2 pseudogenes are annotated in these 669 nt (G+C 80.1%); both read left to right on the top strand.

Annotated elements, in window-relative coordinates:
* Positions 1-460: pseudogene (locus tag AE652_RS42595) on the top strand (hypothetical protein); the annotation flags it as partial.
* A pseudogene (locus AE652_RS42590) lies at positions 453-669 on the top strand (lantibiotic dehydratase C-terminal domain-containing protein); the annotation flags it as partial. The pseudogenes AE652_RS42595 and AE652_RS42590, both read left to right, overlap by 8 nt.

Raw genomic sequence — 669 nt, 5'->3', positions numbered from 1 at the left:
CGACGCCCTGCGGGCCGAACTCGCCGCCGACCCGGGCCCCGACGGGGTCCCGGCCGCGACCGTCGCCCGCTGGCGGGCCCGGCTCGGCCTGCCCGAACAGCTCTTCCTCCACCCCGCACCGGCCACCGCCAACGGCGCGGGCACACCCGCCGACGCCTTCGTCGCCCACCTGCGCGCCCCCAAGCCGCAGCCCGTCGACCTCGGCAACCCGCTGCACCTGCGCCACCTCGCCAAGTGGCTCACCCGGCACCCGCGCGGCGCGGTGCTGGAGGAGGCCCTGCCGGGCATCGTGGGGCAGCGGGAGCCGACCCGGGCCGTGGAACTCGTGGTGGAGACCTACCGGCCGGGCCGGGACAGCGCGGCGGGGGCCGCGGCCCGCGACTCCGCCCGTACCGCCCGGCCCGCCCGAGCCGTCCGGACCGCCCGTACCGCCGTCGCCGAGGAGGCGCCCGATGAGTGACCCGGCCGACGGCCAGGGGGCCGTGACCGCCTGGGACGTGGTCCTGTACCACTACCGGCCCGACAAGGCCCGCGCGCTGCGCGAAGCCGTCCTGCCGCTGGCCCGGCGGGCGACGGCCGAGGGGCTGGCCGCCCACGTCGAGCGGCACTGGCGGTTCGGTCCGCACCTGCGGCTGCGGCTGCGCGGCCCCGAGGCGCGGGTGTCCGGGG

Source organism: Kitasatospora sp. MY 5-36, assembly GCF_001182915.1.
Taxonomy (GTDB): Bacteria; Actinomycetota; Actinomycetes; order Streptomycetales; family Streptomycetaceae; genus Kitasatospora.
The sequence above is the reverse complement of the archived record's forward strand: the minus strand, read 5'-3'. Positions and strand labels throughout refer to the sequence as shown.